The sequence below is a fragment of the Tenuibacillus multivorans genome, assembly GCF_900103915.1.
GTDB classification, from domain to species: Bacteria; Bacillota; Bacilli; order Bacillales; family Alkalibacillaceae; genus Tenuibacillus; species Tenuibacillus multivorans.
Genome location: NZ_FNIG01000002.1, coordinates 370,980 through 395,944 on the forward strand (window position 1 = coordinate 370,980; position 24,965 = coordinate 395,944).

Here is a 24,965-nt window from a genome sequence, read left to right on the forward strand (position 1 = left end):
TCATAGCCTAAGTTCCTTATTTCCAGGATCTTAGGCTTTTATTTGTTAACCGCTTCACCTTATTCAAAGTAATAAAGCCCATAATTCGCAAAGCAACTAATCATGACGGCCATTTCTTTAGGTGATTGGTCCATATCATTGTCAATCCAATCTTTAATCACATTGACGGCTCCGCTCACCGTAAATGTACTGAGGTACCGTGAGTGGTCCTCGTCTAAATGGTTGACGTCCCTCCAATTATTCATCATAAATCGTTGAGCGATGTCCATGAGTCGTTTTTCAAAAGTGGGATCACCATGTTCACTTAATAAGGTTTGAATCATCCATTTATTTTTAGCGATATACTCGAGTAATCTTTGTGACATCTGTAGCGATTCTTCTTCGATTATAAAGCTATGACTACTTAAGTACTGATTGATGTCCTCTGCAATTTCTTCTTCGATTTTATCCAGTAAGTCATATTGGTCGGCATAATGCGTATAAAAAGTAGAGCGATTAATATCAGCTATTTCGCATATTTCTTTCACCGTAATACTCGAAACTGGTTTTTCATTCATGATTGAAATTAAACTTTCCTTCAATACTTTACGTGTATATTTTTTTCGTCGATCTAATTTCTCACTCACCTTCAACATCCCTTCAGTGACAATTTTGTTGCAATCCAACACAAAACCAATAAAGTGTTGTTTAACTTACGCTATTTACTAAACTGTTTGTTGAATATCCAACACGGTGTCTATTACAATGATAAAGTGTAATAAAGGTTTTATGCAAGAGAGGATGACCCCTGATTGAATCTAGCAGGAAAAATCATAAAACATAAAAAATCAATTTTCATAACATTTATGGTCTTAGCGCTGATAAGTGCGATTGCCCAGTTTACGGTCTCAGTCAATTACAATATGGCTGATTATTTACCGGAGGATGCACCGTCAACGCAAGCGATGGATTTAATGGAAGAGGAATTTGATGATCCGATTGCGAATGCGCGTGTCATGATTCGGGATGTTTCAATTGCTGAGGCTATGGCCTACAAAGATCAACTCGAATCGATCGATGGTGTCACATCGGTTACGTGGTTAGATGATGTCGTTGATTTAAAAACGCCAATTGAAATGGCGAATCAAGATACAGTCGAATCCTATTATCAGGATAATATTGCTTTGTTTTCAATTAATATAAATGAAGGCGATGAAGTTGCGGCAACCGATGACATTTATGAGTTAATCGGAGAGGACAACGCCATATCAGGTGAAGCCGTTAATACCGCTGTTTCTCAAAAGATGGCTGGTAAAGAGTCTCTATATGCGGCTGCCTTATTAGTGCCGATTATTATCATCATTTTAATAATGTCCACGACTTCTTGGGTTGAACCGGTTTTCTTCTTAACCGCTATCGGGATATCGGTGTTAATTAATTTAGGAACGAATATCTTTATTGGGGAAATATCGTTTGTTACCCAGTCGGTAGCACCGATCCTACAGCTCGCGGTATCGCTGGACTATGCGATCTTTTTACTTCATAGTTTTTCAGATTATCGCAAGCAAGTATCTGACCCTAGCGAGGCGATGCGACTCGCGATGAAACAGTCATTCCCGGCGATTGCGGCGAGTGCATCGACGACGTTCTTCGGTTTCATAGCTCTAACGTTTATGAATTTTGAAATTGGAGCTGATCTAGGCCTAAATCTCGTTAAGGGGATTTTACTAAGCTTTATAAGTGTCATGGTCTTTTTACCGGCTTTAACACTGTTGTTTTACAAGTGGATTGATCGGACGCAACACAAACCAATTATTCCGAGATTTAAGAATGTCGGTAAACGCGTGATGAAATTTAGAATTCCTAGTATCCTATTAGTCTTACTCTTAATCGTACCGGCGTTCTTAGCCCAAAGCGAGACGTCGTTTATATACGGTGTGGGTGATCAGCCCGAATCAACAAGGGCAGGTGCTGATCAAGCCGCTATTGAAGATGAGTTTGGCAAAAGCACACAGATGGTTCTGCTTGTCCCTAAAGGGGATCTGGCTAAGGAAGAAGAACTCGTGCAGCATTTAGAGGAAATCCCGTATGTATCGAGTGCGATGTCGTATGTGAATACGGTCAGCTCTGCGATTCCACCAAATTATTTAGAGGAATCGATGACAGAACAGTTTTACTCCGACAACTATGCGCGAATGATTCTTTACACCGAAACGGATACAGAAGGTGATGCGGCCTTTTCATTAATTGAAGCTGTAGAGGATCAAGCGGAATCTTATTATGATGAGGTCCATTTACTTGGTGAGAGTGTAACACTTTATGACATTAAAGATACGGTTGAAAAAGACAACACGCGGGTTAATTTACTGACGATTATCGCGATTGCAGTCGTTCTGTTAGTGACGTTCCGCTCGATCTCGATACCTGTCGTGTTATTACTGACCATCCAAGCGGCGGTTTGGATCAACTTGGCGGTACCGTACTTTATGGATTCGTCATTGGTCTATGTCGGGTATTTGATAATTAGTACCGTACAACTTGCTGCGACCGTCGACTACGGCATTTTATTTACGGAAACGTACCGGAACTTACGAAAAGAAATGCCTGCCATGAAGGCGATTAAGAAAACGATTGACGATAAGATTTTTGCGATCTTTATTTCAGCCTCAATCTTATCGAGTGTTGGGTTTATTTTATCGTTCACATCGACCAACCCTATCGTGTCGTCGATCGGATTATTGTTAGGTCGAGGTGCGCTACTGGCGTTCTTAATGGTCGTATTTGTACTCCCGGCCTTTTTAGTCATATTCGACCGTATTATCGAGAAAACAACGCTTAAAGCAGGCTTTTATAAGGAGGAAAAATGATGAGACTGAGACGTATAACTTCTATATTCTTGGTATGCCTTCTTGTGATACCGACCTTTCTCGTATCCGCAACGACAGGCAGCTCTTCAGAAGATCAACAACCACAAGGTGACGGGTCTTATACTGAGAAAAATGAAGTCGTCTACGCCACGCTAGATGCGAATGGCGAGCAAGAAGACATGTACATTGTCAATAATTTTAATATTAAAGAACCTGGTAAAATCGTTGACTATGGACCTTATGATAGTGTCAAAAATTTAACCGATTTAAATGATATAGCATTAAATGATCAACAAGTTGAGTTTACGGCAACTGAGGATGAATTTTATTATCAAGGGAATTTAGAAGGTCAGCCTTTACCTTGGGACATAAACGTGTCGTATCAATTAAATGGTGAAACTTTACCTCCTGAAGAATTGCTAGGTGAAGATGGAAAGCTAGAGATTCATATTGGGACAAAAGCGAATCAAGATGCCGATTCTATCTTTTTCGAAAATTATCTATTACAAATATCAGTTCCTTTAAATGCTGATATCTATCAAAATATTGAAGCAAAGGATGGTATTGTCGCTAATGCTGGTAAGAATAAGCAAGTGACATTTACAGTTATGCCTGAGAAGGAAGAAGATTTTGTGATTAAAGTCGATGTATCAGACTTCGAAATGGAAAGCATCGAAATTTCGGCGATGCCATCATCTATGTCCATTGATACGGTCAATGCTGATGGTATGACGAGTGACATGAAGTCCCTATCTGATGCGACGGCAGAGATTAACGATGGTGTTCGAGAACTGAAACAAGGCATATCAGAATTAAACGATGGAGCCCAGCAATTACAAGATGGCTCTTCGGAATATAAAACGGGAATCAATGAACTTGATCAAGGCTCCTCAGAACTTATTGATGGCTCTGAATCTATTAAAGCCGCACTCGAAAACATGAGCCAGTCAGTCAGCCCTAATTCTAGCGATATGAATATGGGGAATCTTACGGAATTACAAGAAGGTCTTACACAGATTGCGGACGGCTTGAAAGAAACAGAAAATGGTTTAACCGATCTTAAAGACCAATATGGAAAGGCTTATTCGGCATTAGATCAATCGATTAGTGCAATTCCTGGACATGAAATTTCTGAAAAAGATATTCAAGCATTATATGACAGCGATGCAAATTCTCAGGTAATCGATCAACTCGTCGAAACCTATCAAGCGGCTCAAACAACTAAAGAGACCTATTCAAATGTGAAAGAAGCTTTCAAAGCTGTCGAGCCAACCTTAGAAGGCGTTATAAGCTCACTTCAAGACATGAGAACGAACCTAGAGACGATGGCTGATGAACTCGATCAAAGCCTCGACAATACGAACATGGATGAATCGATGAAACAATTACAAGAGGGCTTACAAACGCTATCAAACCAGTATCAAGACTTCCATTCTGGTTTAGTCGATTATACCGACGGCGTATCTGAATTGTCTAGCTCATACGATGAGTTACATGGCGGCGTTACAGAGCTCTCGGATGGTACTGATGAATTAGAAAATGGTGCGTCAGAGCTTCATGACGGTACTACTAAGCTAGCTGAATCAACAGATGAATTACCTGATCAGATGCAAAGCGAAATCGATCAAATGGTCAGTGAATATGATAAATCCGATTTTAAACCTGTTTCATTTGTTTCATCTAAGAATGAAAAGGTTAACGCCGTACAATTCGTTATAAAAACTGAAAGCATTAAACAAGATGAAGACGAAGAAGAAGCTGAGGAACAGAAAGAAGAGGAAAAAGGATTCTGGGAAAAATTATTAGACTTGTTTAGATAAGATAGATTTTACTCCCATTCGGTGTTAGGCGAATGGGAGTTTTTAAATTAGGCTTTATGTTGACTGATCTTCTCATTCATTTCCTTTTCTTGCTTTATAAAATACAATCTAGCACCTAGCCAAAACAAACTATAAAACACAATAAACATGCCGATCGCAATCAAGATTGGCCACACACCAATTGGAACCCAGCCTAAAAATAGGGCTAACGGTAACCATATACCAATGGAAAGTATAAAGTGAATCACCGTATGTTTTAAAGGACTCCAGCTTTCATTTTCGAAAATAAGCGAGGCAACCCCGAAGAAAACACCAATTAACATGCTACCCAGCATATTTTTCCAAACTTCTGGCACTGTCGCTTCAAATTCAATTACCATCATAATGGTTAGGGCTACAAATGTTACAATCGCAGCAAAGCCTAAACCGACGATACTTCTTCTCATAGCTTCAAAAAACATATCTTTAACCTCCCATAATTAACTTTTCCTTAATGTCATTCACATACTTTCTCGACACATATTCCTTACTTCCGGATTGAAAAAAGACACACAAATTACCATTAAAAGCTAGCTCAAAATATTTAATATGATTTAAGTTTCCGATCACTGATTTAGAAAAGCGATTGAAATCATGCCCACTTAATATCTCTTCTACTTCATACAATTTCATATTCAGTTCAATTGTACGATTATGGATAACGGCTTGAACTTTTCGGTTTTGGGCATAAACGTATTCTATATCATTAGGTGATAGCAGGATGGACTTATCTTCCTCCCTCCCAACAATTTTCTTATTGTTATCGCTGTTTAAGCTTTTGACTAATTCTTCAAGCTCATGGGACCATTCCTTGGCATGAATGGTTACAAATGTTCCATCATATTTTTGATCAATATCGATATTGACTTTCATCGTCCTCCCCCTTTCAATACATACTATATCGGTTTTTGGATTATAAAATATTAATTAGCGAATAACCCGCATGATTCCTAGTATTAAATGACTGATTTCAAGTATGAAATGCAATATTCACAGTGAAACACATAAAAAAGGCTATTACATTAAAATCCTATTGCCCTTATAATGGATGATATATGTTAACCATTATATAATTTTTGGTCAACATTAAAATAACATTGGAGGAATATTATGTACAAGCTTCGAGGTCATCATCTGTTTTGCCTTCTAGGCTATCGAGGAATGGGATATTCCCAGGAATACGTGGAAAATATGACACGTATCCATCAGACCCTAAGAGACAATCCCATGACTAAAATTCAAGTTGTAAATGGACCAGATCAGTTGTGTGATAAGTATCCTGATTCTGGTAAATACCACTGCCAAGACGATGATATTTATGAAAGAGATGCTGCTATTTTAGAGAAATTGGGCCTTAGAGTAGGACAAGTTTTGCGTTGGAATGACATAGAGACTCATATCCAGAAGCATGTCGTCCCTAATGATATTCAAAGTCTGTGTGAAACTTGTTCCTGGCGTTCGTATGGGGTTTGTGAACAAGGAATTCAAGAGATTCTCGAAGGTAAAGGGGTAAGGGAAATCAAATAAGTCTATTGTGGGTATGATTTTATATTAAATAAACGCAATGACTGAGAGCTTAATCTAAACTTTGAAATTAAAAGAGCGCTCACTAAAGTATTGAATTCCCATCAGGTAAAACTATAACTTTAATTGTGAATGTGTTTTTTAATTTTAACTAACAAAATTTTCTTGATTTTGAGCTATTATGGTTTATAATTAAATATCGGAAAAAATTAACAGACAATAGAAAATCAAAAGCTCAGTTAATTTAAGATTGGTCAGTCTAGACCTTAAAAACCATTCTTAAGGAAATCTTAAGAATTAATTAATGTTTTCTTATAACTTTTTAGATAGAGTGATAATAGTACAGATGCGATGAGGAGATTAATAATGGAAGATATAAGGGGATATATCTTGTTAACGGAAACGGAGACTTTTCTATCGAAACTCATTCAACTCTATACAAAATCTAGATACAATCATGCGTCAATTGCTCTTGAATCAGAGTTGACTGAGGTATATAGTTTTGGTAGGAAAAAGGCTAACAATCCATTTATTGGTGGTTTTGTTAAGGAGGACTTGAATACAGGATTATTTCATAACGCCGAATGTGAGATCTATACCTTTTCCATGACAAGACAGCAAAAACAACAATTAATTTGGAATATCCGACACATTCAAAAACAAAATCAAGTTTATCGTTATAATTTTTTGGGGCTTTTCGGGGTTTTGTTCAATAAACCAATTAAAAGAAGGCACGCTTACTTTTGTACCCAGTTTGTTTCTTCTATGTTACAAGACAGTCATATTATAGCATTTAGAAAACCGCTATCACTCATTACCCCCAATGACTTGAAAAATTGTCTTGAATTCCAGCTTGTATATAGGGGTAAACTTAAGGATTATATTAATATGTCCATAAATGACGACCAGTCTGACCAATTGGTATGATAGTTGATTTCTCCTCTTTTAACTGTCTCCCTTCCAACATGATAATGAAACATACCGGATTGATCCTGTGGAGGAACATGATGTACAAGCTACGGGGCCATCGTATGTACTGCCTTCTCAGTACCGTGATATGAACTGCGGTGAAATGCTTAGATAAGCATACATAATATTAGTCATATATTAAAAACGCAATGACTAATAAAGCGACTAAAAAACCAACTCTAAATATTAGTTTATCCTTTTTCGTAGCACCAATCTTATTATCTGCGAACTTAAAATATGAAACACAACAAGCATATCCAAACATAGTCAGAACATAACTAGATGTATCTTGCATGACTGAGATGGACCGTAATACGGCTAATCCTATAAGCAACAGACCTGTATAACCTATGACTAAATACAGATATTTATCTTTTATTTCTTTACTCACTTTTATCCCCTCCACCTTCGCATGTAATCAAAATTTCCTGAAATGGAATCATGTTAACACTAATTTATTTGCTCTTCCACTTCCCTTACTAACATCCATTCGCCATTAATAAGTTGCCAATTTTCAATTGTAAATAATCTCGCCAATACTTTGTCATCTTTTTCAATAACTTGTTCAAAAAATACTGCAGCATTCTCATGATCCTTTAAACGAATAACTCTATTAATGAACTTTTTCTTAGCTCCTAGTAACTGCTCAACAGACTGTTGCATGCCGCTTATCGCTTCTTGTCTATCAAAAATAGTAGGCTTTTCATTTGAGGCTTGGAAAAAGGTAACATAGTAATCTTCAGTCATTCTTTCTAAAGAAGAAGTGTCGCCCGAAGACATTGCTTTTCCCCAATCCAAAATATAACCATCGTGCATTTTGGTAAACTTTTTTAATTGATTATCCAACATTAATAATCCCTCCTTTTGAACAAAGAATTTTGGTTCGATTATTATGTGTTTTTCCGCCGCTAGATTAAAAGGCAGTTATAATCATTGGGTACCCTTTAGTTAAAGATTGATATTAATAAATTGTATAAAGAATGGATTACAATTACTGACCAAAGAGAGTCAGTTTTCTTATATATAAATCCAAATATAATTCCCAAAACAAAAGCTGTTATCATTGAACTTAGAATATAAGGAAGTTCGAATAATCCTTTGTAAAACCAAATCGGGAAATGAATTGACAAAAAGAGTAATGATGTGATCGTATTTGCCTTCCAAAATTTAAACTTTTCCATAAATTTTCTTAGTAAGAATCCCCTGAAAACAATCTCTTCAATTATTCCAACTAATATGATGGTATTGAGCCATTCATTGAACCCAGTATTTATATTGAAAGGTTTATTTAATATCACTAAATACAGAACGACTAAATACGTTACTAAGGCTAATGAAAACCATCCTGCCCATTTCAGCCCTTTACTAAAATTATGTCGTAACCCTAAATAAGATACAGGATTTCTCTTTTCAATTAGTTGAACTAATAAAATGACGGGAATAACCCAGATAGTTATTTTAACAAAAGCCGATGTTATTGCTTTTGATAAAGGGGCCATCAAATCTAAGTACTCGATGAGCCATAATTCTCTGATTGACCATAAAACGAAGAATATAATGAAATATGCCCAAATGTAATTTACATTTACTTTTTTTCCTTTTAAAATTAAAAACACCTCATTATTTCTGTCATAATCCTGCCCCTTTTTCTATGTATAGTTTCAAATCATTTCATTTCCTTTATCAACTAATCTCGTTCAACAAGCTTAGGATTTAATAATTTAATACTAACATAATATTCCATAATTAAGTTCGCAATTTTCTAAAACCAACGACAAAAAAATTCATTATTCGAAATATAAGTTCCACTTTTTATATTCATTTTTGTGCATAAATAGGCTTTATTTGATCAAATTTTTCTCCAATTCGTTTAAATTTAAGTAAGACTATTGCAGAAATTAAGAGCATACATACTCCAAAAGCCAACGAAAAATGTGTTGTAAAAAATTCTGGAATAAAGCCCGCTAGAAATGTCCCAAGCATAGTAAATAAACCACTTATAACATAGGTAGCACTTCTTACCCGAGATAAAAATTCATCTGGCGTAATCCCTTGATGGACAGCTCCCTGAACAACAAATGCCATAGATAATGCCCCATCAAAAAGAATCATTCCCAGGCACATCAGAATAAAATTATTTGTTAAAAAAATGATAAATACACCAAGAGACGATATGATCATTAGAGTACTTAGGAGCGTTAACCAATTCATTCTTTTAAACTTGCTTATCACCAAAACACCTATTACATTTCCAACTCCCGCACAGGACAACAATATTCCGATAAACGTTTCTGACAGGTTTAAAGAAATTTCTGTATGTAGGATAACGGTTAAAACGATAAACACAGTTGAAAAACCTAAAGAACAAATGGTTATCGTGCAAATGATTTGTGATGAATTTTGTACAAGATACTTGAGACCACTTTTAGATTTACTAATGAATTCATTCATTCTCTCTTTTATATTATTAGAGCTTTGTATTCTATTAGTATCTCCACGATCATGTTTGACTCTTAATATGAAGATCATTGAAACCAATGAAGATATAGAACACACACCCAGGGTTAGACTCGCCCCTAATTTAGCTAGAACAACTCCAGCTATAGTCGGTCCTATTAAAGTCGATATTGCGTCTGCACCCTCAACACTTGTATGTGCTTCTAGCAAATTTTCTCTACCTGATACATTTGGGATTAGGACGTTGAATGAAGTTCTAATAATAATAGCTAAAATTCCTAGTAGAAATAAAGTTAAAGCTATATAAAACTCATTAATTCTATTGATTGTCACTAAAAAAGATAATAAGGATAGGCCGACAGCATATAAAAAGTGACATATTCCAGATATTTTAACTTTGTCCTTGTTCTCGAGCCAAGTACCAATAGGAATGGAAAACAATACAGTTCCCAATTGTTGGGATAATGCGACCAATCCAGTTATTAAGGGTGAATGGGTTAATCCTAAAACGATTAAAGGAATGATAAGTTCTCGAAATCTATCATTTAAAATTCCCACAAAATTTGAGAACCACATATTAAAAAAATTCAAGTTATGTACTAATAATTTCATTTTATCTGTCCCCCATTGCTCAAGAGGTTCTATTAATATAAGAAACCATTATTGAGTATAACAATTTGTTTTAATTTTTTGAAATCTCGAACAAAATAAAAGACCGACTAATCACGTCGATCAATAATCAAATAACTATTCATCATAAACCTGGCTGTAAAAAAATCACCCTTCATTTTTTATGATTTCGCTTTCTTTATAATGCCTTTCAACTAATTGATCGGCATATATATTCGCTTCATGAGGGTATTCAATATTCAATGACTGACATACATCTATGGCGATTTCTCTGAATAAACTCATCGTATGTTGAAGTGCATGCCAAATATCTTCTTCTTCATAGTGTGAATATATTCTCTTAAATGAGTCTACTACATTAGAGTCTGCCCATTCTTCAAAAAAGCGAAAGCCATGCCAAGTATCAAACTCAATTCCATTTCTTAGTTTTGTCTGTGTTTTAATGAACAACATTAGTAGATCCTTCATATAAGAATCACATATCGACTTACCGTCTAGGATTTCACCTCTACGAAGTTTTTTCGAGGCTAAAACGGCGTGGTACCAAAAGTCGTGAATAACATTATTAATTTCTTTTGTATTTGATAATGCCGTAGCTGTATTAGTCTCATTTTTAGCTGCCTTAAGTATTGAATCTAAAAGGTTGTCTTTATCAATTAATACCTTAACGCCTTTAGAAAAGACACCAATTGCTTCACGTTGTTTTTCCATTTCTAATATTATTGAGGTAGAGAAAACGTTAAAGTCAACATCTAATCCCTCTTCAAATAATACCCTTCGTTCAGTCCCTCCACCAACTGCTGAGTTTTCAAGGAATGAAATATAGGGCTTCCCGATTTCATAAATCCATTTTTCATTAAAAATTAATAATTCAGGATTTTTTGTAAAAATAACTAGATCTAGATCAGACCACTGATCAGCAGGCTTGTCTTTTCTTGCTCTTGAGCCCACAATTACTGCTGCCCGTATATTTTCATCTTCTTCCGCGTATGTCACAAACCTTTTAACTATCTTTTCATACGTTAAAACAGCCATACAATTATAATCCTCCACTTTATTAATAATATTCTGAATTTGATAATCATAGAAAAAGATCGACTATTAATGTCGATCATAGCATTTTTTCAAACCTTACTTGATACTGTTTTTGGTACTCATAATTTTTTTCGATATAAAATAAGCAATTGTAGCAGAAAGAAAGGCAAATAATAGTGTCAATAAAAAGGGCGCGTAACTACCTTTAATAACAACTTCTTGAGATAGATTAGCACTATAATTCCATGCCTCTTCTATATCTGGTGTATACGAATATGTAAGAAACATTCCGGATAAAACTTGAAATAATGAAAATAGAAGTATAAAACTAATGGCAAAAAGAAAATATTTTTTCATTATTATTCCCCCAATTATTTTAATTTTATGTTTTATATCCGAATCAGAAGTTCAATCATACCTCACATATATCCAACCAAGTTATCAAAAAGAAGAAAAATACTTGTACAGCCCAAAAGGATATATATTATGATTAGAAAAATCTTTTGGTTAAACCACCTGAACACTTTTTGGCCTATAAACAAACCTAGAAATACGATTGGTATGGCGTAAAGACTTGATTCCCATATGATTTTATTAGTACCAGTAACGATTATTTGCGTTAAAAGACTGACGAAGTAAATGAATAGATAAAAAGCTAAAGTGGTCGCTCTGATCTTTACCTTCTCAGTTTCAGTTCCGGCAAAGTAAAGCAATAATGGAGGCCCTGGGACACCAATACTTGTTGTTAAAAGGCCTGATAATCCACCAACCATTAAATCCCGAGATGGTGATGTTTTAATTCTGAAATTAAAAATCAATAATAAAGTTAATATTAGAAGGACAGTGCCGACCCCTAATTTAAACGTATCAATGTTTAGAGAAATAAAGATTAGAATACCAAAAGGCACACCAGCTATACTTCCTAAAGTAAATCTTTTTAGATGGTTATAATCAATGTCCTTCTTAATCTTCAAAATGAGTGATATTGAGATAACTAAAGATAAAATAATGTTTATTTGTATGGCTTCTTGTGGCAGGAATAACATTAACAAAAATGGTGTTGCCATGATTGAAAAGCCGAAACCTGTACTTGTTTGCAAGACAGATGCTACTAATATAATACATATAAAGATTAATGCTATTTGCCAAAATAGTCCTCCGTTGAGTTTTGCTTTAATGTTAATTTATGTGTATTTTAACATAAATTGTTCATTAAACAACTTGGTTTTCATTTCGATATAACTCAATTTCTTGTTCTATAATGCTTAAAAGTTCAGTTTTACCTTCTATTCTTAATACTGCACATGCATTCTCCCAATATTTTAATCCCAGCTCGACTTGTTCCTTCTTTAGATAGTTACGTCCAATCTGATAATGAAACTCAGCTAAAAGAAATAACATTTCATTATTTCTACAATATTCTAGACCCCTATTACACAGGGACAAAGATTCATCAAAGTAATCGAGATCTGTGTAGACTTTAGATAAATTGTATATAACCTTCATGATCGTTTTCTGATTGTCTAAAGGAAAACTTTGAACCAATGAATAAGCTTTTTCCAAATGTTCTTGTGCATCTTTAAGTCTTCCTTCGTTACGACATATTATCCCTAAACTATTAAGGATATGAATATGGTTTTCATTTAAGGAAGTACGAGTTAAACAGTTTATTAATGTTGAGATGGCTAATTCACTGTCTCCTTGTAGATGATATTGTACGATTCCTTTATGCCACATCAGATAACTGTAAATTTCACCATGATGAAATAATGGATTTTTTTCCTCTAATTGTACAATTTCTTGAATCAGTTTATAATCTCTATGACGCCTAGCCTTTTGTAATTGTGAACGCACCTCGACTATGTAATCACTTCTTACACCCGATTCATTTTCGAGAAAGTAATTCGCATTAACACCTAATTTCTCAGCAATCATGTTAAGTAGATACAAGGAAGGTTTATTTTTATCGTTTTCGATTCTACTAATTTCTGATTGAGCACAAATATTATGAGCTAATGCCTCCTGTGAAATCCCAACCTTCTCTCTTAACGACTTAATTTTTTGTCCTATAGTCTCGTACAATACACCCACACCTCCCCATATTTATGCAAAAGTACATAATTTTTATGAAATTTATAGAAATATGAAGAAAAATGAAGATTATCTAGTATAAATTAATTATAATGAATTTTCCTACTATTTTAAACTTTTAACCTATCTGAAATAATAGAATTAATAATTTGTGGGAGGTGGAAGTAATGAAAAATTTCCTATACTTAACTGTTTTAGCAGGTTTGTTATTGTTTTTAAGTACAGATAGTGAAATCCTAAACTTAACATTAGGACCAATTGAAACTTTTGACTTCCCGGATCAGCACTAAACGAAATTTATGACAAAACAAGATACTTAGCTTATATGCTTTGATACTACTACCCTCTCTTTATATCACGTGGTTTATGGATGATCATTAAGCTTTCCTAATCCAAGAGCTTGCACCTTACACCCTTCTTGGTTTGGAAAATAGGAAGGAGCTCAATTAAGAGCTCCTTCCCTTATGATTACCGAAAAGGATTATACGCTTCCAATTCAATATCAACTTTTTCATTCACCGCTAATTGTCCCGCAACTTTACCGGCATACGGTCCAATCGTTAAACCAGAAGCGCCTAAACCAGTCGCAATTACTAAATTCTCGTATTTCTTACTTTTACCGAGTAATGGCTTTTTGTCTGAACTCATTGGACGAAAACCGATGCGAACTTCACCTAGGGTTGCATCATGTAATCCAGGAGCTACATCAAGTCCTTCATTTAATACTTCTTGTATGCCGCCAGCTGTCATGCGATAGGCAAATCCGCTACCCGTCTCGCGTGTCGCACCAAAGGCAATGCGTGAATCGTTAAACGCAACCATATAATGACTAGTTTGTGGTAAAACAACAGGCCATTTAGACGTATCTTCATCTACCTTTAGGTGTACAATCTGTCCTCTTTGGACATCTAAAGACAGGGATAATCCGAGTGGACTGAGCAGTTCATTGGACCACGCCCCTGCTGCGACGATGACGCTCTCCGCTTCAATTCTGTCATCTTGTGTCTCAACGGCAGCAATTTGGCCATTTTGAGCAATTAATCTTGCTTTTCCTTCCATGACCTGTCCTCCAAGCTTTTCAAAAGCCGAACGCATGGCATTCGTTAATAATCGGCCATCAACCCTTGCCCCACCTGAAACATAAACAGCACTTAAGTTTTTATTTAGAGGTGGAAAGAGATCCTTCGCTTGCTCGGAATTCAATCTTTTTATTTCCCCGACGAATTCTGTTTCTTGTTTTTTCTTCCGAGCCACTTCTTCTATTCGATTTAATTCATTTTTATCTTTACTCACAGCAATGGCACCCGTCTTACCATAGCCTGTCTCTTGTTCACCGTCATACGCTAGTGAATCGATTAATTCTGGATAATAAAGTGCACCTCGTTTAGCTAATTCGTACCAATCGGGGTCTTGAACGGATGAAATCCATGGACAAATGATTCCAGCGCCAGCAGATGTTGCTTTTCCGGAATGGTTTTCATCAATGAGTACAACATCTTGTCCATTTTTGATTAAGCTGTAGGCAGCAGAAACGCCTAAAATACCTCCACCAATAACGACATGTGGCATTGCGATCACTCCTTACCCTTATATTCATAATATTCTCTCATTCTATTATACCGTTTAAAACCATATGAAGTTAATTTTTAATTCAAACTTTCTTCAATAAGTTAGTCAAATATCCAATAATCAAGATACATACCCAATCTAATTACATTTGGTTGAATAACCTAAATTGAGAAAACATTTGGAGGTATTGACATGAAATTAAGTGAACGAGTTAAGAATTTATTAAATGAGGCCAACTTGTATTTTATTTTGGCCAAAAGGTATGAGTACGTTGACCCACAAAGGCATATGTACTATTACCAGTTGTACTTCAATACGGTTATGGAACTTGAACGCCATTTGGAGCTTGACATGATGGGGAAAGGTTCTCATAACAAAATGCACAGCCAAAATCAAATGTATTATTATTAGACCTAACACTTCTTAAGCCTATTAATAATAGGGTGATCAATGAGCATTTCGATGTGTGTGATTCCTAAGTTTATCATACAAATATTTAGCAACAATGACTCTCGCCTTGTCAGCCTTAACTGTGCAACATAAATTATTACTAAGCAAATAATAAGGAGGGGTTATGAATGAGCGGAGGCTACGGATATGGTGGCGGTTTTGCGTTAATCGTCGTATTATTTATCCTACTAATCATTGTAGGTGCAAGTGGACGCTTCGGCGGTGGCTACGGCGGCTACTAATATATAAAATAGTAAAAAGCCAGTGTGTCATTTCAGCACTGGCTTATAATAATTCTTTTATAGATTTACTGGACCGCCTTTTTATTGTATTGCGGGATTCGTATTATGAAAATAATATTTAATAGAGCTAGAACAGAAAATAAAATTAAAATAGTTGTTAAAGATACATATGATGTTAAGATTCCACAGACCAATAACCCTATCGCACTACCGATCTCAACAGCTAAATAAATGGCACTAAACGCTTTTCCTCTGATTTCTGTTTTAGTGGATTCCTGTACAATCGTAAGAACATAAATAAACAACAACGTCCCAGCACCACCATGGATAAAAGCTATAGCCCAAATCATTATCTTCCAACCTAAAAATCCTAATAAAAGAAAACTTATAGCTTCTAAAATAATTGTAATTGCCATCATTGTTTTAGATGACAATTTAAAGTTATAAAAACTAAGGATTAATCCAAAAATCACAGAACCAGCATTAATCATGCCTACAGTTACGCCATAAACCCAAGCAGGAAAATGATAAACTCCTTCAATTAAGGTACTTAGTAGTACAGTTTCAACTGGTATAATTGCAAAATGTAGAAAAAATCCAATTAAAGCTATATTGTGTAAGGATTTTATATTCCAAACATTGGACAATCCTTCCTTTATTTGATTAATAACTTTTTTACCCTGACCACCTTGAATAGGCTTAGATTTAATTCTTGCAAAAAAGACTGCGATAGCTGATAACATAAAGGATAATGTATTTAAACCAAAAACAAACCAAGCACTAACAGCCCCTAATAATAATGTACCAATGGCTGGTCCAACAATCCCACCTCCATCTAAAGATGTTTGTAGGCCAGCATTTGCCTTAGATAATTCATTTTGCGGTACTATATCAGGTATAACAGTTTGTGAGGCTACTGGATATATTTGTGAAAACATCCCAATTAATATATACACGCCTAGCAGATAATTGGTACCCATATCCATATATACCATTAAAGCTACGACTATAAATAAAGTTCCACCTATAATATCTCCTAAGATCATGGCTTTTGAACGATCAAAATTATCTACAAAAACACCTGTAAATAATTGAGCTAGAATCCTTGAACACCAATATAACGCCAAAAATAACCCCAAAAATGATGCCGTATTATTAGAAATGATATACCAAATTAAAGTAGCTTGTGCGGCAGAAGAACCAATTCTTGATAAGGTTCCACCCAATGTTAATAATGAAAATGATTTATATTTAAACGGTCCTAATATATTTTTAATTGTTATGAGTTCAATCATTATCACTTCCTAAAAATTAAAGAGAGTCCGTTATTTGCGAACTCCCTATCCAACATTTTTTTCATCGTTTGAATGACTAAAAGCACGAAATTCTAGAAATTCAATTAAATTACCTGATGGGTCTTTTGCAGCTGTCATGACACCAGCTGGAAAAGGATGTGGTTCTTCAAATATTAAATCTACTTTTTTGTCTTTTAAATCATTGATCGTATCCATTACATTATTAACATTAAAATCTAACACAACAGATGCATCTTCTGCGTATTCAACTTCAGACTTTTTCTCAACTTTAAAAAGAATAATAGGTACCGGAGACTTTAACTCAACAATTTCAGGATAATATTGATTTGACACAATCTCGATACCTAATTTTTCATGATAAAAATCTAGTGCTTGATCCATATTATGAACACCTACTGAAATAACTGAGAGTTGCATATGTTTAACATCCTTCCTCTACCTACAAATATGGTATAATATAATTCAAAATATTTTCTTACTCTTCCTACTAATCATTATTATCAGAAAACAACGATTAGTAAATATGCATTTATGCAATAATTTGTTAAATCTAGATAAATAGAGGTGTAAATGTGTATAACGTTAGTGAAAACATAAGGTATTATCGAGAGTTAATAGGAATGACTCGAAAACAACTAGCCGAAGGGATATGTGATGCCTCTACTTTATATCGGATTGAAAAAGGTGAACAAATTCCACGCTTAGATGTATTAACCGGGATTTGTCATAAATTAAGAATACCTTTGGATTTTATGGTTAGCCAACTAAATCATATTGAATTGGCGAAAATTGAAAAATATAAAAAGCTATGTAGGGAATTGACTTATCAAGATGACTACCAGGCATTATCCATTATTTTGGATGAGTTTAAAAAATTAATAAATAATATAGAAAGCGAGCCAGAAATTCAATTCAACAAACGTTTTATTAAGTGGCATGAGGCCATTTACTTACATGAAGTCGAAAGCAACTCCGTTAAAGCAAAAGAGATACTGAAATCAATATATAGTGGTCAAATTTACACAGAATTAGATATTGGTATTTGTAATTCACTCGGCTACATTAAACTTAAAGAACAAAGCATTGATATTTCGATTTCTTATTTTAAGTCAGCTTTTAACGCTATACACGATTTACCTTTCATAATAGACAAGACTCTCCCTCCACTAGTAGGCTATAATCTTGCATATTGCTACTACTACCAATGGAAAATGAATGAAGCGATTACAGTATGTTATCAGGTGTTAGAACATTTAGAGATCAATCAATTAAGCTTTAAGTTAGGCGATACTAAACATATGCTTGCAAAAATTTATCAAAGACTTGGTGAATTTGAACTAGCATATGAACTTCTAACACAATCAATCCATTTATATAATATTGAATCTAAAGTAAACAAGTATGATAAAGCAAAAAAAGACTTGCAGGATCTTGATGAGCTTAGGATTAATTATTAAATACATTTCTACATTACAAAACCCCCATCTCACATTTGAAATGGGGGTTAATCTTTTATATCCTACCAACTAGCCTTTTTAAGGCCAGGAATTTGTCCTTTATATGCATATTCGCGGAGGCAGATTCGACATAGTTGGAATTTCTTTAGCACACTATGTGGTCTGCCGCACTGCTTACAACGCGTGTATTCGCGAACTTTGAACTTCTGTGGTTTTTGTTGTTTAACCACTTGTGATACTTTTGCCATGCGGCACCCTCCTTTATATTTTGAATCAAATTAATATTATATCAAAAATCTCCCCATCTGGTTCATGTAAATAATGGTAATGGAGAGCCTATTCAAAACTGAAAAAAACTTCGAAATTCGTAATTTTTTGATTGACTTTCTATTTTGAATAGCGTTATAATTTCTCTCGGAGTCAAAAATTTCAAAACATTAAGGAGGGGGTTTCATGCGTTATTTAGCTGTTCTTTTTGCTTCGATGTTGCTCATTCTAACAGCATGCGGAAGTAACGATGACAACACAAGCGGAACGGACGATAACACGAATGGAACAGAAGAACAAGAAGAGAATAACGAAGAAACTAAAGACACAGAAGACTCTAAGGAAGAAGCTGAAGTAAGTGTTGAAGAACAAGTGGCTTCAGCTGTTCAAAGCTATAGTGATGTAATGGAGCAATTCCAAAGTGAACATGTAGATGGCACTACAGTTCAAGGCGTTGAATCCACTGAAGATGTAGCAACTTATTTCTTAGAAAATGCTCCTGTGACAGAAAAATTCGCAAATGACATTGCATCAAAAGTAGTTGAAGAGATTGATGGGGAATTAACTTGGAAAGAGCGTGATTTCACAGTTATTGTAGATCCTAATGAAAATAAAACGTACCAAGTGTCAGAAGATAATTACCTTTTCAATTATACTATCGCAGGTGATGCAACAGAGAACCGTGGACACTATACTTACAACGTCAGAAATGTAGATGGCGGATGGTTAGTGAATGAATTGGGTTTTGGTTACTTAGATGGTGAATTTCCTGACGAAGAGGAAGAAAGCGAAGAATAATATGTAAGCCTTGATTCTTTTTAGGATCAAGGCTTTTTAAATTCTGTGAAGACACCAAATAAAATGTAGAAAAAAAGGATATCCTATTTATGTTGAATTGATGCCTTAGTTGGGGGAGGTTATGTTTAATGTCCTTTAATTACGAAGGATATTTATCCGAGCAAGTAAAACAAATCGAAATTGAAATTCACCAAAAAAATCAAACGTTTTTTTCCCTGTATGAGGATTACAATAAATTTGCCCACCGGCTAAAATTTAAGTTGAACATACATAGCCATAATGTTCAAGAAATTGCGGTGTCGGGCTTATACATTTTGACGTTAAACAGCTTTAATTCGATATACATCTTAGCCAAAAAAGGACTAGTCAATGATTGTAAGAGCTTGACACGAGCACTTGTCGAAAAGCTGATTAATCTAAAATTTTGTGCGCTTCATTACGACAATTCAATTCAGTATGTTAATCAAAACGAGTTTCGACGCTTAAAGTTTTTAAACATTATTAAAGACAATAAATTTAAAGGCTTAAATGATGAAATCACTGAATCCATTGATTTTTTTGATGAAATCAGCAAAATGAAGGCCCATATTGCGAAAAAGGATATTAAGGAAATACCAACCGTTGAAGAACTGGCAAATATGGTCGGTTATCCAGACCTCTATTCATATGTTTACCGGATTTTCAGTGATGAAATCCATGCGAATTCGAAGGTGATTGAGAAGTTTTTTTCGCTTAATGAAGACGAAGAAATTGAAACATTAAAATGGTATCCTGATTTAGAAAACATCCATGATGATGTCCGCCTTGTCCTCATTACCTGTATGGATATGCTGGATAGAGTGTTGAATATTGTGTTTGAGTTATTTGATATTGAAGATGGTCTTGATGAAAGTAGTAAGGAATATGTACAACTAAGGCAGTCCCTTGAAGAGCTTTCGACTAAGGACTAGAGAACCGGAACAGTAACCTAAATAAAAAAAGAGATGCGACTTGCATCCCTTTTTTTAATACTATCTTAAAGTTTTTAATGCTCCGCTCCAAGCAATAACTTGGTCTAGCATTGCATTAACATTATCAAGATGTAATTCAGCTGGTTTGAATACGGAAAAGTCTTCAAAGTCAGTAAATAAGGATAATGTAGGATGTGCACGAACATCAGCGATCATTAATTCGCCCATGATGCCACGTAAATGTTCAGCTGCACGAGCTCCACCAGTTGATCCATAGCTTACGATACCTGCAGCTTTATTGTTCCATGCTTCACGCGCAAAATCGATAGCATTTTTTAATGAAGCTGAAATGCTGTGATTGTATTCTTGAACGACGAAGACAAACCCATCTAAGTCTGCCAGTTTTTCATTCCATTTTGCAATACCTGGTTCTTTACCGTCTGTTGTTCCTAAAAACGGTAAATTGTAATCCGCAATATCGACAATTTCATAATTTGCGTCGCCGCGTTCATCAGCGATTCCTTTAACCCATTCCCCTACTTGGGGGCTGACACGTCCTTCACGTGTGCTTCCTAAAATAATTCCGATGTTTAATTTTTCGTTTGTCATGGTTGTACCTCCTATATTCTCAAAACTAACGCCCTAATTCGATTGGGAATTAGGACGCTAATAACTCTAAGTCCATTTACTTGAACCGAATATTATGTTGTTTTAGCCATTTTTAATCTTTGTTGCGACTTCAATCGTACGCTTAGCCTGATGTTTAACGGCACCTTCCACATCTTCTACCATACCATTTTCACTTGCTGTTACGCTTGTGCCATAAGGGTTACCGCCAGCGCCAAAGATGACCGGATCAGAGTAACCTGGTGCTGCAATAATAGCACCCCAGTGCATCATGGATGTATAGATAGCTTGAATGGTTTTCTCTTGACCACCGTGTGGATTTTGTGCTGAAGACATCGCACTGACCACTTTGTTGATTGTTTTACCGTTTGCCCATAGTCCACCTTGCATATCAAGGAATTGTTTCATTTGAGAAGGAACGTTACCAAAACGTGTAGGTGTGCTAAAGATAATTGCATCTGCCCATTCAATGTCATCAGATGTTGCTTCTGGAACATCTTTTGTAGCTTCTGCATGTTCTTTCCAAGCTGGGTTTGAGTCAATTGCTTCTTGTGGTGCAAGCTCAGGTACTTTTAGAAGTTTAACGTCTGCACCTGCTTCTTTACCTGCTTCTTCAGCCCATTTGGCTAATTCATAGTTTGTACCTGTTGAACTATAATAAATAACTGCTAAATTGACATTTGCCATGTTTGAACTCCCCTTCTGGTTAGTATTTTTTCCAAATAATCTTTCTAGTAAGCCCATGTAATTCTTCACATCCTCAAGATTTGTGATGATATACGGACTTGGGCACCTTCTCAAATGTTTTATCAGTAACTTACATTTTGTAAGTTCATTTACAAAGTATAGTTTGGTTTTTTTAAAAAGTCAAGAAGTTCGATTTTTAATTAAAAAAGCTGTACCTTTATGCAAAAGATACAGCTTTTGTATTACGATTCTGTTTGGTCGTATTGATTCACTTCATATAAATCGATCAGCTCTATCTCTGGATGTTTATCTTTAAACCATCGTAGTGAAAAATCATTTTTAAATAGTACGACGTAATGTCCTTCGCGATCTTCCACAAGCATGTTACGTTCATCAAATAACGTTGAGTCGACTTGATCATCTTTTAACCATCTCGGAATACGTTCACCTATCGTTTCCAACACAACCTCTGAATTATATTCATTTTGCATACGATATTTAAATACATCGAATTGAAGCTCACCGACAGCACCTATAATATACGATTCTGTTTTGTACTTCGTAAACAGTTGAATCGCGCCTTCTTGAACAAGTTGTTCGATTCCTTTCTTAAACTGCTTTGATTTCATCACGTTTTTAACTGTAACCCGTTTGTATTGTTCTGGAGGGAATTTTGGCAGTTCGTTATATTCAAACAGCTCTTTTCCTTCAAGTAACGTGTCACCGATTCGATAAACATTTGGATCGTAAATCCCGATAATATCACCTGCATAAGCTTCTTCAACCGTTCCCCGTGAAGATGCAACAAATTGCTGTGATTGTGATAGATTAATCGTCTTACCTGTTCGTGCCAATTTGACACTGATGCCCCGTTCAAATTTCCCTGAACAAACTCGTAGAAATGCAACACGATCACGGTGTGCTGGGTTCATATTCGCTTGAATTTTGAAAATAAAGCCTGAAAATTCCGGATTTCCGGGTTGGACTACGCCTTCTGTTGTTTTTCTTGCGCCCGGTTGCGGTGCCATCGAAATGAATGTATCGAAAAAGGTTTTAACCCCAAAAGGTGCTAATGCACTTCCGAAAAATACTGGTGTCTGTTCTCCAGTTAAAACAGCATCTAATGAAAATTGGTCTCCCGCTTCATCGAGTAATGAAACTTCATCCTGTGCAAGCTGATATTCTTCTTGTGCCACCAAACTTTCATATGCTGGTCTGTCCAAATCATCATAAGGAATAAATGTCTCTTGCTCATTCCCGCTGAACTGGACAAATTGTTTGTCATGTCGGTCAAAAATGCCAAGAAATCGTTTCCCCATTCCGGCTGGCCAATTCATAGGATACGTTTCAATATTGAGTACTTCCTCAATTTCTTCTAGGAGTTCGAGCGGTTCACGTCCTTCACGGTCTAATTTATTAATAAACGTAAATATCGGAATACCACGCATACGGCAAACCTTAAAAAGTTTTTTTGTTTGTGCTTCAATTCCCTTAGTAGCATCAATGATCATAACGACACTATCAACTGCCGTTAAGGTTCTGTATGTGTCCTCACTAAAATCCTCGTGCCCAGGTGTATCGAGAATATTGACCTGTAAGCCTTGATAATTAAAATTCATCACACTAGATGTTACGGAAATACCGCGCTGCTTTTCGATTTCCATCCAATCTGATGTTGCAAATTTACCTGATTTCTTTCCTTTAACCGTACCAGCTGAGCGGATCAAATTACCGAACAGAAGTAAAGTCTCGGTTAAGGTTGTTTTCCCCGCATCCGGGTGAGATATAATCGCAAACGTCCTCCGCTTACTCATCTCTTCTTGTATCGCCATTCTAAAAATCCCTTCTATATCGTGCTGTTTGGGTAAAAATCACCATCTCAATATACTACAATTAACATAAAAAATCACTCATTTTATAATATGTTGTAATTTTTGAAATCTAAAATGGTGTCTTCATCAAGGATGAAGCGTGATAGCTCTGCACCTAAAAACGGACCACTCGTAATACCAGATGCACCAAGGCCGTTGGCAACGATTATTTTTTCTTGTCCTGGTAATGGACCTAAAACAGGGTACTGCAGTGGTGTCATCGGACGAAACCCAACACGCGATTCGATAAACTGAGCTTCTTCTAAGCCTGGCGCAAACTTAAAGGCCGTTTTCAAAATTTCATAAACACCACTTGCTGAACTGGTTGAGTCAAAATCATCGTTGTCTCGATGCGATGAACCGACAAATACTTTGTGGTTGGAGAACCCAACGATATATTTATTATTAGGCAACATAATCGCTGGCCACTTCGATGGATCTTGATGTGGTAGCTCCAAATGTAATATTTGTGTTTTTTGAGATTTAACCTTAAATTCTACACCGACTTGCTTTAACAGACGTTCAGCCCAAGCGCCATTGGTGACGATTAATTTTTCACCTGAATACGTTTGGTCACCAACTCTGACTGTCGCTTGATCAACGATTTCAGCTTCGCCTTTTAAAACCTCTGCCCCATGCTTTTTAGCTCCTGCGACTAATGTAGCTCGGAAGGTGTCACCATTGACGCGCGCACCACCGCTCACATGAACGGCCCCCATCCGATCAGCCATAATCGGTACATGCCCGGCGACTTCCTCACTCGTTAAAATGGAGATATCCCCCACTTCAGGCGCTGTTTCCCGACGATGTGATGCGTCTTTTACCATCTTGTCTAGTTTTTCCTCATTTTTATGTAAGTGGATTGAGCCAACACGACCATAGCTTGTCTCTGTGATTCCGTCCTCTGACAGTTGTCTAATCAAGCCCGGGTAATATCTCGCACCGTTTTTGATGACTTGATACAGCTTATCGTTCTTTTTCTGGGATAGCCACGGACTAATGATGCCGGCAGCTACACGTGTAGCTTCTCCTTCATCTTTTTTATCAATTAAAAGAACCTTTGCTCCTTTTTTGGTTAAATGATAAGCGGTTGATGCACCCAAGATCCCCGCCCCAATCACGATATATGGTTTCATCCTATTGACTCCTTCATTTAAATCTACCTTCAGTTTATCAGTCCCTCTTAATATAAGAAAACGTCCGAATTATTATTAACATTGGGGACTCAGATTGTTTCATTGGGGTATGAGGGGCTTTCATTGAGCATTCAGACTCCTACTTCGGGGAATTTGAGCCGCTCATCGGGCACTCAGAATCCAC

The 24,965-nt window shown here is 35.8% G+C and carries 29 protein-coding genes; 10 read left to right on the forward strand and 19 right to left on the reverse strand.

Translation table 11 applies throughout. The features are described from left to right. Positions 1–59: 59 nt before the first annotated feature. On the reverse strand, positions 60–635 hold the full coding sequence (locus tag BLP77_RS04560; protein WP_307723651.1) for a TetR/AcrR family transcriptional regulator: 576 nt from the start codon (positions 633–635) through the stop codon (positions 60–62). Positions 636–845: 210 nt separating this feature from the next. Between BLP77_RS04560 and BLP77_RS04565 the strand changes: the two genes are divergently transcribed. Next, a complete protein-coding gene (locus BLP77_RS04565) occupies positions 846–2,846 on the forward strand; it encodes an efflux RND transporter permease subunit (protein WP_093855999.1) in 2,001 nt (666 codons plus the stop codon). Next, positions 2,846–4,666: a hypothetical protein gene (locus BLP77_RS04570; protein WP_093855924.1), complete on the forward strand. Its 1,821-nt coding sequence runs from the start codon at positions 2,846–2,848 to the stop codon at positions 4,664–4,666. Before BLP77_RS04565 ends, BLP77_RS04570 begins: the two co-directional genes overlap by 1 nt. Positions 4,667–4,713: 47 nt before the next feature. Here the strand turns inward: BLP77_RS04570 and BLP77_RS04575 are convergent, their stop codons facing one another. Both BLP77_RS04575 and BLP77_RS04580 read right to left on the reverse strand, forming a co-directional pair. Continuing rightward, the gene (locus tag BLP77_RS04575) at positions 4,714–5,127 is read right to left on the reverse strand and encodes a DUF3021 domain-containing protein (RefSeq protein ID WP_093855925.1); all 414 of its coding nucleotides are present in this window, start codon (positions 5,125–5,127) and stop codon (positions 4,714–4,716) included. Between the two features lie 4 nt (positions 5,128–5,131). Further along, positions 5,132–5,578 (reverse strand): LytTR family DNA-binding domain-containing protein, encoded by a 447-nt coding sequence (locus tag BLP77_RS04580; RefSeq protein WP_093855926.1) that lies wholly within the window; start codon positions 5,576–5,578, stop codon positions 5,132–5,134. Between the two features lie 237 nt (positions 5,579–5,815). On the opposite strand from BLP77_RS04580, the gene BLP77_RS04585 reads away from it, so the two are divergent. Next, a complete protein-coding gene (locus BLP77_RS04585; protein ID WP_093855927.1) occupies positions 5,816–6,232 on the forward strand; it encodes a DUF1284 domain-containing protein in 417 nt (138 codons plus the stop codon). A gap of 363 nt (positions 6,233–6,595) precedes the next feature. Continuing rightward, complete coding sequence (locus BLP77_RS04590) at positions 6,596–7,156, forward strand: hypothetical protein (RefSeq protein WP_093855928.1); 561 nt, start codon at positions 6,596–6,598, stop codon at positions 7,154–7,156. 169 nt (positions 7,157–7,325) lie between these two features. Here BLP77_RS04590 and BLP77_RS04595 read toward each other — a convergent pair whose 3' ends face one another. From BLP77_RS04595 to BLP77_RS04630, 8 genes are all read right to left on the reverse strand, one after another. After that, on the reverse strand, positions 7,326–7,589 hold the full coding sequence (locus tag BLP77_RS04595; protein ID WP_093855929.1) for a hypothetical protein: 264 nt from the start codon (positions 7,587–7,589) through the stop codon (positions 7,326–7,328). Positions 7,590–7,648: 59 nt separating this feature from the next. Continuing rightward, positions 7,649–8,047 carry a hypothetical protein gene (locus BLP77_RS04600; RefSeq protein ID WP_093855930.1) on the reverse strand — a complete coding sequence of 133 codons (399 nt, stop codon included), beginning with the start codon at positions 8,045–8,047 and terminating at the stop codon, positions 7,649–7,651. A gap of 95 nt (positions 8,048–8,142) precedes the next feature. Next, complete coding sequence (locus BLP77_RS16240; RefSeq protein WP_425427827.1) at positions 8,143–8,697, reverse strand: CPBP family intramembrane glutamic endopeptidase; 555 nt, start codon at positions 8,695–8,697, stop codon at positions 8,143–8,145. A 319-nt stretch (positions 8,698–9,016) separates the two neighbouring features. Next, positions 9,017–10,267 (reverse strand): MFS transporter, encoded by a 1,251-nt coding sequence (locus BLP77_RS04610; protein WP_093855932.1) that lies wholly within the window; start codon positions 10,265–10,267, stop codon positions 9,017–9,019. 165 nt (positions 10,268–10,432) lie between these two features. Beyond that, the gene (locus BLP77_RS04615) at positions 10,433–11,320 is read right to left on the reverse strand and encodes an aminoglycoside 6-adenylyltransferase (RefSeq protein ID WP_093855933.1); all 888 of its coding nucleotides are present in this window, start codon (positions 11,318–11,320) and stop codon (positions 10,433–10,435) included. Positions 11,321–11,416: 96 nt separating this feature from the next. Continuing rightward, on the reverse strand, positions 11,417–11,677 hold the full coding sequence (locus tag BLP77_RS04620) for a hypothetical protein (protein ID WP_093855934.1): 261 nt from the start codon (positions 11,675–11,677) through the stop codon (positions 11,417–11,419). A gap of 62 nt (positions 11,678–11,739) precedes the next feature. After that, a complete protein-coding gene (locus BLP77_RS04625; protein ID WP_371859609.1) occupies positions 11,740–12,498 on the reverse strand; it encodes a sulfite exporter TauE/SafE family protein in 759 nt (252 codons plus the stop codon). A gap of 34 nt (positions 12,499–12,532) precedes the next feature. Then, entirely contained in the window at positions 12,533–13,402 is an 870-nt protein-coding gene (locus tag BLP77_RS04630) for a helix-turn-helix domain-containing protein (RefSeq protein WP_176752955.1), read from the reverse strand. 176 nt (positions 13,403–13,578) lie between these two features. Here BLP77_RS04630 and BLP77_RS16110 point away from each other — a divergent pair, with 176 nt between their 5' ends. Further along, positions 13,579–13,701: a hypothetical protein gene (locus BLP77_RS16110; RefSeq protein WP_261753377.1), complete on the forward strand. Its 123-nt coding sequence runs from the start codon at positions 13,579–13,581 to the stop codon at positions 13,699–13,701. A 178-nt stretch (positions 13,702–13,879) separates the two neighbouring features. Here the strand turns inward: BLP77_RS16110 and BLP77_RS04635 are convergent, their stop codons facing one another. Continuing rightward, entirely contained in the window at positions 13,880–14,980 is a 1,101-nt protein-coding gene (locus BLP77_RS04635) for an NAD(P)/FAD-dependent oxidoreductase (protein WP_093855937.1), read from the reverse strand. A gap of 192 nt (positions 14,981–15,172) precedes the next feature. On the opposite strand from BLP77_RS04635, the gene BLP77_RS04640 reads away from it, so the two are divergent. Further along, positions 15,173–15,391 (forward strand): hypothetical protein, encoded by a 219-nt coding sequence (locus tag BLP77_RS04640; protein ID WP_093855938.1) that lies wholly within the window; start codon positions 15,173–15,175, stop codon positions 15,389–15,391. A gap of 167 nt (positions 15,392–15,558) precedes the next feature. Next, the gene (locus BLP77_RS04645) at positions 15,559–15,672 is read left to right on the forward strand and encodes a YjcZ family sporulation protein (RefSeq protein ID WP_093855939.1); all 114 of its coding nucleotides are present in this window, start codon (positions 15,559–15,561) and stop codon (positions 15,670–15,672) included. Positions 15,673–15,737: 65 nt separating this feature from the next. Here BLP77_RS04645 and BLP77_RS04650 read toward each other — a convergent pair whose 3' ends face one another. Then, positions 15,738–16,967 carry an MFS transporter gene (locus tag BLP77_RS04650; protein ID WP_093855940.1) on the reverse strand — a complete coding sequence of 410 codons (1,230 nt, stop codon included), beginning with the start codon at positions 16,965–16,967 and terminating at the stop codon, positions 15,738–15,740. 45 nt (positions 16,968–17,012) lie between these two features. Beyond that, positions 17,013–17,405 (reverse strand): VOC family protein, encoded by a 393-nt coding sequence (locus BLP77_RS04655; protein ID WP_093855941.1) that lies wholly within the window; start codon positions 17,403–17,405, stop codon positions 17,013–17,015. A 155-nt stretch (positions 17,406–17,560) separates the two neighbouring features. On the opposite strand from BLP77_RS04655, the gene BLP77_RS04660 reads away from it, so the two are divergent. After that, positions 17,561–18,445: a helix-turn-helix domain-containing protein gene (locus BLP77_RS04660; RefSeq protein WP_093855942.1), complete on the forward strand. Its 885-nt coding sequence runs from the start codon at positions 17,561–17,563 to the stop codon at positions 18,443–18,445. 62 nt (positions 18,446–18,507) lie between these two features. Here the strand turns inward: BLP77_RS04660 and BLP77_RS04665 are convergent, their stop codons facing one another. Next, the gene (locus BLP77_RS04665) at positions 18,508–18,693 is read right to left on the reverse strand and encodes a type Z 30S ribosomal protein S14 (RefSeq protein ID WP_093855943.1); all 186 of its coding nucleotides are present in this window, start codon (positions 18,691–18,693) and stop codon (positions 18,508–18,510) included. Positions 18,694–18,898: 205 nt separating this feature from the next. Here BLP77_RS04665 and BLP77_RS04670 point away from each other — a divergent pair, with 205 nt between their 5' ends. Together BLP77_RS04670 and BLP77_RS04675 are read left to right on the forward strand one after the other, a co-directional pair. Beyond that, a complete protein-coding gene (locus BLP77_RS04670) occupies positions 18,899–19,510 on the forward strand; it encodes a hypothetical protein (protein ID WP_093855944.1) in 612 nt (203 codons plus the stop codon). Between the two features lie 128 nt (positions 19,511–19,638). Continuing rightward, positions 19,639–20,460, forward strand: coding sequence for a DUF5677 domain-containing protein (locus tag BLP77_RS04675; RefSeq protein WP_093855945.1), 822 nt, complete (start codon positions 19,639–19,641; stop codon positions 20,458–20,460). 60 nt (positions 20,461–20,520) lie between these two features. On the opposite strand, the gene BLP77_RS04680 is transcribed toward BLP77_RS04675, so the two are convergent. From BLP77_RS04680 to BLP77_RS04695, 4 genes are all read right to left on the reverse strand, one after another. After that, positions 20,521–21,069 (reverse strand): NADPH-dependent FMN reductase, encoded by a 549-nt coding sequence (locus BLP77_RS04680; RefSeq protein ID WP_093855946.1) that lies wholly within the window; start codon positions 21,067–21,069, stop codon positions 20,521–20,523. 102 nt (positions 21,070–21,171) lie between these two features. After that, positions 21,172–21,774: an NAD(P)H:quinone oxidoreductase gene (gene wrbA / locus BLP77_RS04685; protein WP_093855947.1), complete on the reverse strand. Its 603-nt coding sequence runs from the start codon at positions 21,772–21,774 to the stop codon at positions 21,172–21,174. Between the two features lie 242 nt (positions 21,775–22,016). After that, positions 22,017–23,606: a peptide chain release factor 3 gene (locus tag BLP77_RS04690; RefSeq protein WP_093855948.1), complete on the reverse strand. Its 1,590-nt coding sequence runs from the start codon at positions 23,604–23,606 to the stop codon at positions 22,017–22,019. Between the two features lie 83 nt (positions 23,607–23,689). Beyond that, the gene (locus BLP77_RS04695) at positions 23,690–24,781 is read right to left on the reverse strand and encodes an NAD(P)/FAD-dependent oxidoreductase (RefSeq protein ID WP_093855949.1); all 1,092 of its coding nucleotides are present in this window, start codon (positions 24,779–24,781) and stop codon (positions 23,690–23,692) included. Positions 24,782–24,965 lie beyond the last annotated feature (184 nt).